General features: G+C 77.5%; 8 protein-coding genes. 6 read left to right on the forward strand and 2 right to left on the reverse strand.

Going from position 1 to position 9,078, the window contains the following annotated elements; genetic code table 11:
• Both BJP40_RS05045 and BJP40_RS05050 read right to left on the reverse strand, forming a co-directional pair.
• Positions 1–420: hypothetical protein (locus BJP40_RS05045; RefSeq protein ID WP_071278914.1), on the reverse strand; the 420-nt coding region annotated here is incomplete at its 3' end.
• A 274-nt stretch (positions 421–694) separates the two neighbouring features.
• A complete protein-coding gene (locus BJP40_RS05050; protein ID WP_071278943.1) occupies positions 695–1,372 on the reverse strand; it encodes a DUF4190 domain-containing protein in 678 nt (225 codons plus the stop codon).
• Positions 1,373–1,459: 87 nt separating this feature from the next.
• Between BJP40_RS05050 and BJP40_RS05055 the strand changes: the two genes are divergently transcribed.
• The 6 genes from BJP40_RS05055 (at position 1,460) to BJP40_RS05080 (ending at position 8,470) form a co-directional block, all read left to right on the forward strand.
• Positions 1,460–2,485 (forward strand): adenosine deaminase, encoded by a 1,026-nt coding sequence (locus BJP40_RS05055; protein WP_071278916.1) that lies wholly within the window; start codon positions 1,460–1,462, stop codon positions 2,483–2,485.
• Entirely contained in the window at positions 2,482–3,225 is a 744-nt protein-coding gene (locus tag BJP40_RS05060; protein ID WP_226962428.1) for a glycerophosphodiester phosphodiesterase, read from the forward strand. Before BJP40_RS05055 ends, BJP40_RS05060 begins: the two co-directional genes overlap by 4 nt.
• The gene (locus BJP40_RS05065) at positions 3,201–4,391 is read left to right on the forward strand and encodes a sensor histidine kinase (RefSeq protein ID WP_226962429.1); all 1,191 of its coding nucleotides are present in this window, start codon (positions 3,201–3,203) and stop codon (positions 4,389–4,391) included. The genes BJP40_RS05060 and BJP40_RS05065 overlap by 25 nt, the downstream gene beginning before the upstream one ends.
• Entirely contained in the window at positions 4,388–5,083 is a 696-nt protein-coding gene (locus tag BJP40_RS05070; RefSeq protein ID WP_071278920.1) for a response regulator transcription factor, read from the forward strand. Before BJP40_RS05065 ends, BJP40_RS05070 begins: the two co-directional genes overlap by 4 nt.
• Positions 5,084–5,193: 110 nt before the next feature.
• Positions 5,194–6,384, forward strand: a complete 1,191-nt coding sequence (locus BJP40_RS05075; RefSeq protein ID WP_071278948.1) for a serine hydrolase — start codon at positions 5,194–5,196, stop codon at positions 6,382–6,384.
• Positions 6,385–7,297: 913 nt separating this feature from the next.
• A complete protein-coding gene (locus BJP40_RS05080; RefSeq protein WP_226962430.1) occupies positions 7,298–8,470 on the forward strand; it encodes a beta-ketoacyl synthase N-terminal-like domain-containing protein in 1,173 nt (390 codons plus the stop codon).
• Positions 8,471–9,078: the final 608 nt, after the last annotated feature.

The raw sequence follows: 9,078 nt of genomic DNA on the forward strand, positions 1-9,078 counted from the left end.
CGTGGCGGCGCCCTTGTTCGTCGCCTCACCGCGCTTGACCTTGCCGCGGCCGACGGCGCCGAAGATGATCGCGAGGATGCCGAGGATGATGCCGGCCCACCACAGGATGACCGTCACGTTCAGGACGACGCCGATGATGCCGCACACCAGGCCGGCCGTGCCGAGGCCGTTGGCGGGCTGGGCGGCTCCGTACGGCGCGGGCGCGGCGTACGGGGCGCCGGCCGGCGGCGCGGGGTAGCCGGGGGCGGGCGGCTGCGCCGGGTACCCGTACCCCGGCTGCGCGCCGGCGTCCGGGGCCGGGTAGCCGTACGCTGGCTGGCCGCCGGCCTCGGGGCCGGGATAGCCGTACCCGGGCTGCGGCTGCCCCTGGGCGTACGGGCTCGGCCCGAAGCCGCCGGGCTGCTGATTGGGATCGGACATGGGTGTCCCCCTCCGGTGAGTCTCGTCGGCCCATCGTAGGGCCCGGCGATCAGCTCGCGGGTGCCTGTTGCGCAGGGAGGTGGCCCCGCCCGGCCGGGTGCCACGGCCCGGCTCCCCCGGGGGGCCTGCCGGTGCCCGGCCCGTACGCGGCCGCGGGCCTCCCGCGCACCGCGTCACCGAGGACCGCCGAGGCCCCCTCCTGCGTCACGCGCCCGCCCGCGCGGCCGACCGCCCCGCCGCCCTGCGGGCGTACGGCACGGCCGTGCGGCCGTGGCTAGCGGGACGCCTCGGCGACGACCAGAGCCGTCCGGTACGGGTCGTCCTGCCCGCTGCGGTTCTCCTCCTGGACGATCGCCCAGATCATGGCACCCAGGATGACCGCGCCCAGCACGATGCCGACCGAGCCGGTGACGATGCCCGCCGTGGCGAAGGCGCCGTTGGTCGACTCGCCGCGCTGCACCCGCTTGCGGGCGATGATGCCGAACACCAGGGCGAGGGCGCCGAGGATGATCCCCAGCCCCCACAGCCAGCACATCACCAGCGAGACGATGCCGAGCACCATCGCGGTGATGCCCATGCCGTTGTTCGGCGCCGGGCCCCAACCGCCCTGGCCGTACGGCCCGTAGCCGGGGTGGCCCGCCGGATAGCCGTACGCGCCGCCCGGCTGTCCCGCGGCGGGCGGCGCCGGATAGCCGTAGGCACCGGGGGCGGGCTGCCCGGGGCCGCCGGGCGCGACCGGGGGCGGCGGCACGTCGCCGGGGCCCTGCGGGGCGGTGAAGCCGGGCGCGGGCATGGACGCCACCGTCGGCTGCTGGTGCACGGGCGGCGGGCCCGCCTTGCCGAGGTCGACCGGGCCCTGGCCCGCCGGGCCGCCCGCGTCGGCGGGGCCCTGCGGGGCGGCCGGCCGCCCCGGCGGCGCCCAGGGGTCGTTGCGGTCGTGGTTGTCTGTCATGGCCTCCCCCATCGTGGTCCGGCCATGCTAACGACCCGCTTACGATGGCCCGTGACCAGGGACGGCCCCCTCACACGAAGGACCCCGATGACCGATCTGCACCCCTTCATCGCGGGGCTGCCCAAGGCCGAGCTGCACGTCCACCACGTGGGCTCGGCGTCCCCCCGCATCGTGGCCGAACTGGCGGCGCGCCACCCGGACTCGAAGGTGCCCACGGACCCCGAAGCGCTGGCGGACTACTTCACCTTCACCGACTTCGCGCACTTCATCGAGGTCTACCTGTCGGTCGTCGACCTCGTCCGCACCCCCGAGGACGTGCGGCTGCTGACGTTCGAGGTGGCGCGGGACATGGCCCGGCAGAACATCCGGTACGCGGAGCTGACCATCACCCCGTACAGCTCGACCCGGCGCGGGATCGACGAGCGGGCCTTCATGGAGGCCATCGAGGACGCCCGCAGGGCCGCCGAGACCGAACTCGGCGTGATCCTGCGCTGGTGCTTCGACATCCCCGGGGAGGCCGGGCTGGAGGCCGCCGCGGAGACCGCGAGGCTCGCCGTGGACCTGCGGCCCGAGGGCCTCGTGTCGTTCGGGCTCGGCGGACCGGAGATCGGTGTGCCGCGCCCGCAGTTCAAGCCGTACTTCGACCGGGCCCGGGCGGCGGGGCTGCGGTCCGTGCCGCACGCCGGGGAGACGACCGGGCCGCAGACCGTCTGGGACGCGCTGAACGACCTGGGCGCGGAGCGCATCGGCCACGGCACGAGCGCCGTCCAGGACCCGGAGCTGCTGGCGCACCTCGCCGAGCACCGCATCGCCCTGGAGGTGTGCCCCACCTCGAACATCGCCACCCGGGCCGTCACCGACCTCGACAAGCACCCGATCACGGACATGGTGGCCGCGGGCGTCCTCGTCACCGTCAACTCCGACGACCCGCCGATGTTCGGCACGGACCTCAACAACGAGTACGCGGTCGCCGCCCGCCTCCTGGGCCTCGACGAGCGCGGGGTCGCCGCGCTCGCGAAGAACGCCGTGGAAGCGTCCTTCCTCGACGCGGCGGGCAAGGACCGGATCAGCGCCGAGATCGACGCGTACACGGAGCAGTGGCTCACGCCGTGACCGATCCCGCCGCCGCGCGCCGCCCGCGTCCCGTCACCGCCGTCGCCCACCGCGGGGACCCGTACCGGGTCCGCGAGAACACCGCCGCCTCGATCCGCTCGGCCCTGGTCCGCGGTGCGGACGCCGTGGAGGTCGACGTGCGGCTCACCCGCGACGGCGTCCCCGTCCTGCTCCACGACGACACGCTGAAGCGGCTGTGGCGGGTCGACCGGCCGCTGGCGGCGCTGACCCTCGCCGACGTCCGCGAGCTGACCGGCCCGCAGGGCGTGCCGACCCTGCGCGAGGCGCTGGAGGCGGTCGGCCCCCACCGGGTCATGATCGACCTTCCGGGGGCCACCGCCCGGTCCGTGCGCGCCGTGGTCGGCACCGTCCGCGACTGCGGCGCCGCCGACCGCGTCTACTACTGCTCCGGTGCGCCCGCGATGCTGCTGGTGCGGGCCGAGGACCCGGCGGCCGAGCTGGCGCTGACGTGGACGACGCTCGCCCCGGCCCGCCCGGCGCTGCTCGCCGACCTCGCCCCGCGCTGGCTCAACTACCGCTTCGGGCTGGTCGGCAGGGCCCTCGCGGACCGCGTGCACCGCGACGGGCTGCTGGTCTCGGCGTGGACGGCCGACACGCGGCGCACGATGCGCAGGCTGATCGACGCGGGCGTGGACTCCGTCACCACCAACCGCGTGGACGCGCTGGTCTCCGTCCGCTCCGCCCGGAACGCCACGTGTCCCGGCTCCGCGTCGCGTTGACCGCCCGCCCGTGGCGGGTGGACCTCGCGGTCACGCTGCTGGTGCAGGCGGCGGTGACCATCCCCTTCGTCGTGCCCCGCGCCCCGCACCTCCCGGAGGCCGACTGGGCGTCGTACGCGCTGACCACGCTGGCGGTCGCCCCGCTGCCGTGGCGGCGCCGCGCCCCCGTCGCCGTGCTCCTCGCGGTCCTGGCGGCGGGCGCGCTGTACCGGTTCGGGGCCGACGGTCCCGGCCAGCCGCTGCCGTACCCGGGGCTGGTGGCGTTCTACACGGTCGCCGCGCTGTCGCCGCCGCCCAGGCGGCTGGCCGCGGCCGCGCTGATGTTCACGGTCATCTTCCCGTCGGTGGCGACCAACACGGGCGAGCCCCGGGAACTGCTCTTCTCGCTGTTCGTGTTCGGCGCCGCCTACGTCATGGGCCGGCTCACGGACACCCGGCAGCGGTACGCCGCGGCGATGGCGGAGCGGGCCGCGCACCTGGAGCGGGCCAACCGCGTGGAGGCGGAGCAGGCCGCTGCTCGCGAACGGGCCAGGATCGCCCGCGAGATGCACGACGTCCTCTCCCACGCGGTGAGCCTGATGGTGGTGCAGGCGGAGGCCGGGCCGGTCGCCGTCCGCACCGCTCCCGAGCGGGCCGAGGCCGCGTTCGAGGCCATCGCGGAAGCGGGCAGGGACGCGATGACGCAGCTGCGCGGCATGCTGGGTGTGCTGCGCGAGGGCGCACCGGGCGGCGGGCCCGGGGACGCGCCCCGCGCCCCGCAGCCGGGCCCCGCCGACCTGGCCGCCCTCCTGGAGCGCGTGCGCGGCACCGGTCTGGCGGTGGTCCACGAGACGGCGGGTCCCGTCCACGCGCTGCCGACGGCGGCCGGCACGACCGCGTACCGCGTGGTGCAGGAGGCCCTCACGAACACCGTGCGGCACGCGGGCGCCACCACGGCGGTGGTGCGCCTCGTGTACGACGCGGGCGGGTTGGAGATCACGGTCACCGACGACGGCCGGGGCGCGCCCCCGGCGGGCACGGGCGGAGGGAACGGTTTGACGGGGTTGCGGGAGCGGGCGGCCGCGCACGGCGGTACGGCGGAAGCGGGGACCGGCCCCGGCGGGCGGGGCTTCGTGCTGCGGGTGGCCCTGCCGGTCGCGGGCCCCTCGGTGGGGGTGGCGGGATGACGCTGCGCGTGGTGGTGGCGGACGACCAGGAGCTGGTGCGCAGCGGGTTCGCGATGATCCTGGACGCGCAGCCGGACATCGAGGTGGTCGCCGAAGTCGGCGACGGCGCCCAGGCTGTGGCCGCCGTCCGCGCGTGCGCCGCGGACGTGGCTCTCCTCGACATCCGCATGCCCGGGACGGACGGCATCGAGGCGTGCCGCACGATCAGCGCCCGCACCTCCTGCCGCACGGTGATGCTGACGACCTTCGACACGGACGAGTACGTGTACGAGGCGCTGCACGCGGGGGCGAGCGCGTTTCTGCTCAAGGACGTGCGGCGGGACGACCTGGTGCACGCGGTGCGGGTGGTGGCGCGCGGCGACTCCCTGGTGGCGCCGTCCGTGGCGCGGCGGCTGATCGCGGAGTACACCCGGCGCCCGGCCCTCCGCCCGGCGGCCCGTCTGGACGTGCTCACGGCCCGGGAGCGGGAGACCCTGCTGCTGCTCGCCCGCGGGCTGTCGAACGCGGAGATCGCCGCGTCCCTGGTCGTCAGCGAGCACACCGTCAAGACGCACGTCGGCAACGTCCTGGCCAAGCTGGGGCTGCGGGACCGCATCCAGGCGGTCATCTGCGCCTACGAGACGGGCCTGGTCGCCGCGGGGGCTCCCCCGGCCGGGGGACCGGGGGAGCCCCCGCCTCCCCCGCGCGGCTGAGCCGGGCGGGGCCGGGGACCGCCGGCGCGGGCGATCCGCGCGAGCCCCGGCGTCCACAGGATGGAAGGCGTCCACCACGATGCCTCACCGTCCAGGAGTCGACCGTGCCACTGTCCGGCCCCCGCCGCGCCCTGCTCGCCGCCGCCCTCGTCCTCGGGGCGGTGGCGGGCCCCCTCGGCGCCGCGCCCGCCGTCGCCGCTCCCCCCGCCCCCGCACCGGCGTCCTGCCCTCCGGCGACGGGCGCGCCGGACGCCGCCGCGCTGCGCTCCGCGCTCGCCGGGCTGCCGAACGCCGACGCGACCGCCGCCCTGGTGCGGGTCGGCGGCACCTGCGGCAGCCTGCGGGGCAGCGCGGGTGTGCGGGACCTGCGCTCCGGGCGGCCCGCCGACCCGGACGGGCGGTTCCGCGCCGGTTCGGTGACGAAGGTGTTCACCGCCGCGACGGTGCTCCAACTCGCCGCCGAGGGCCGGGTGGACCTGCACCGCCCGGTGCGGCACTACCTGCCGGATCTGATACCCGCCGGCTACGCGGGGGTGACCGTGCGGCAGCTGCTGGACCACACGCACGGGATGCCGGGTCCGGACCTCCCCGGCAGCACGCTCCAGGAGTGGTACGCGCACCGCTTCGACGTCCACGACCCGCGGGCGATGGTCGCCTCCGCGACCGCCAAGGCTCCGCTGGCCGCCCCGGGCACGGCGCAGCGGTACGGCAACATCGGGTACACAGTGGCCGGCCTGCTCGTCGAGCGGGTGACGGGCGACACCTACGAGCGGCAGGTCACCCGCCGCATCCTGCGGCCCCTCGGGCTGCGCGACTCGTACCTGCCGGGCACGTCCCCGATCGTCCGGGGCCCGCACAACCGTGGCTACCAGGCGTTCCGGACGCCGGACGGGAGCACGGAGCTGCGGGACGTGACGGTGTGGGGCCCGACGGCCTCCTGGGCGGCGGGTGACCTCGTGTCGACGGCAGCCGACCTGGAGCGGTTCCTGCTCGCCCTGTTCGCGGGACACGTCGTGCCGGAGCCCCAGCTGAAGGAGATGTTCACGCTGCCCGCCGGGGTGCCCGGCGCCACGATGAGCGCCGGACTCCAGCGGCAGCCGCTGCCGGACGGCCGGGTGGTGTGGCTCAAGACCGGCGCCCGGTGGGGCTACAGCACGGTCGTCGCGGCCTCGCAGGACGGTTCCCGGACCCTGGTCCTCTCGGTCGGCGCCACCGACGCGAAGGGACCGGTGACCAACCCGGTGGTGGAGCGGGTCCTGCGCGCCGCGTTCCTTCCGGAGTCGCGGGGCGCGGGCCGCTGAGGGTGAGGGGTGCGGCAAGCCCCGTCCCCCGCCGGGTGCGGCGGCCGCGGTCGCCGCGCCGGGCCGGGGTGTTCACGTGCGGCGGTGACCCGGCGGGCGAACGCGTGGGACGCGAGGGTGGCGCCGGCCGCCGCCGCCGGCCCGGTCGCCACGTCGTGCGCCCGGGCGGGTCTGAGCACTCCGGCGCGCCGCGGCCGGCCGCGCACCCCCAGCGTGAACGGCAGGACGACCAGCGGCCAGGTCGCCGGTCCGGGCGTGTGGCCCCGTACGGCCGCGGGGCCCACGCCAGGTGCACCGAACCGTGCAGCCCGAACCCGGTCAGCGCCCCCTGGGAGGAACTGGACCGCCCGCCGGTCCGCGCCCAGGCGGCGGCCGTGAACTCCCGCTGGTCAGCCGACGCCGCGGCTCTCCCCACCCGTTCGGGCAGGGAGGGGCGGTGTTCCCGCAGCTCCGGCAAGCGGGTTCGCCGTCGGCGCGGACCGAACACCGCTTCCTCGGCGTCGTGCAGTGCACGGGCCGCCCACAGTCCCCCGTCACGGCATGGTTCACGTCGTCGTTCCGCGTTCCCGCAGCTCCGGCAAGCGGGTTCGCCGTCGGCGCGGACCGAACGCCACCTCCTCGGCGTCGTGCAGTGCCCAGGCCGCCCACGGTCCCTCTGTCACGGCATGGTTCACGTCGTCGTTCCGCATGCACCCGGCATCGGGGCGTAGTTGACGGCTCCGGGCGCCTGACACCGGCAGGGCGCGTCGACCGTGGGCGGGCGCGTCACCCGCGCGGGTGCTTTTGCCCCGGGTACGGCGCCGATCGGCGCCGCGGCGTGCCGGTCCCGGGCCGGGTCGCCCGTAGGGTGTCGCCTCTCCCGAGACGGCGCCGTCTCCTCCCGTACCGTCAGCTCTCCCGCCTGGAGTCGACCTTGCGTGTGCATGTACCTGCCGGAGTACGACAGCCGACCGATGTCGCGGTCACGGGACTGGGGCTGGTGACCCCGGCCGGCCCTGACGCCGAGTCCACGTGGGACGGGCTGCTGGACGGCCGCCCGACCGCGGCCCGCGACGAACTGCTCGCGGGGCTGCCGGTGGACTTCTCCTGCCGGGTGGCGGGTCTGGGTCCCGCCGCACCGGCGGACGGCGCGGAGCGGGCGCTGCGGCTGGGTGCGGCGGCGGCCCGCGAGGCGCTCGCCGACGCGGGCCTCTCGGCGGCGGGCGCCGCCTGGACGGGGGCGCGGGTGGCGGTCGTGATCGGCCGCAGCGGCGGTGACGGCGGCGAGGGGCTCGCCCACGGCATCGGCACGGCCCTGGGGGCGTCGGGCCCGTCGTTCGTGACGGCCGCGGGCTGCGCCTCGGGGGCGAGCGCCCTCGGGGTGGCGCGGGACCTGCTGCGGGCCGGGGCGTGCGACGTGGCGGTGGCGGGCGGCGCGGAGAGCGTGCGGGGCCCGGCTGCCGTGGCGGCGTACGGGAGCGGAGCGGCGGGAGGGGTGCTGTCGGCCCGTACGCACGACCCGGCGGGCGCGTCGCGGCCCTTCGACGCGGACCGGGACGGTTTCGTGCTGGGCGAGGGCGCGGGGGTGCTGGTGCTGGAGCGCTGCGCGGACGCCCGGGCCCGCCGGGCGCGGGTGCGGGCGGTGTTCGCCGGGTACGGGGCGTCGGCGCGGCCGCTGGCGGAGCCGGGCCCCGACCTGGAGGGCCGGGGGGCGGAACGGGCGCTGCGGGCGGCGCTGGCGGACGCGGGGCTCGGTCCTGAGGACGTGGACCACGTGAACGCGCACGGCAGCGGGGTGCCGCTGGAGGACCTGGTGGAGGCGCGGGTGCTGCGGCGGGTGTTCGGCTGGACCCCGCCGCCGGTGACGGCCGTGAAGAGCGTGATCGGGCACTCGGTGGGCGGCGCGGGCGCGGTGGAGGCGGCGTGCACGGTGCTGACGCTGCGGGACCAGGCGATCCCGCCGACGGCGAACCTGGACCGGCTGGACCCGGAGATCGAACTGGACGTGGTCACGAAGTCGCCGCGGCGCCGCCCGGTGCGGGCGGCCCTGAGCACGGTGTGCGCCCTGCGCGGCCAGAACGCGGTCCTGGTGTTCCGCGCGCCGTGACCGCCTCGTCGGCGGCGGTCACGGCGAGGCGGGGCGCGCAGGCGGCAGGCGGCGCCCAGGCGCGGGCACCGGGCGGGCGGCCCTGACGGACGGGCCCGCGGTGAGGACGCAGGCACCGGCGCCGCGTCGAAGGCGCAGGGCGCCGCCCGGCGTGGGCGCGGAGGCCGGCGCGTCGGCGCAGGCCCCCACGGCGGCAGGGCACGGGACGGAGCAGGTGCCACGGTGTCCAGGGCGCTCCCTGCTCGGGAGGCGCCGGCCGACTGCGGCCGGGGCGGGGCGGGCAGGCGCGACCGTACCGGGGCGCGGGGGCGTAGCCGTGCCGCGGGGGCTGCCGGGCCGTGGGGACGGGGTCGCGACCGTGCCGCGGAACCGCCCGGGACGCACGCGCACCACTGCTCCGCCCACGCTGCTCCCGGGCGCGGACGGACGGCTTGGCCGCATCCGTGTCGCGAGGCCGGGCGGTCCGGTCCGTGGGGCGCGGGCGGAGCGGGCCGTCCGCGGCACGGTGCCCGCAACGGCACCAGGCCCGAGCCGACGTGGCGCGGGCCTGGAGGGGTGCCGGGCGGGGCGGGGTGGAGCCCCCGCCGGTGCGGGGGCTCCGGGGCGGG

This window comes from Streptomyces sp. CC53 (assembly GCF_001865245.1).
Taxonomy (GTDB): Bacteria; Actinomycetota; Actinomycetes; order Streptomycetales; family Streptomycetaceae; genus Streptomyces.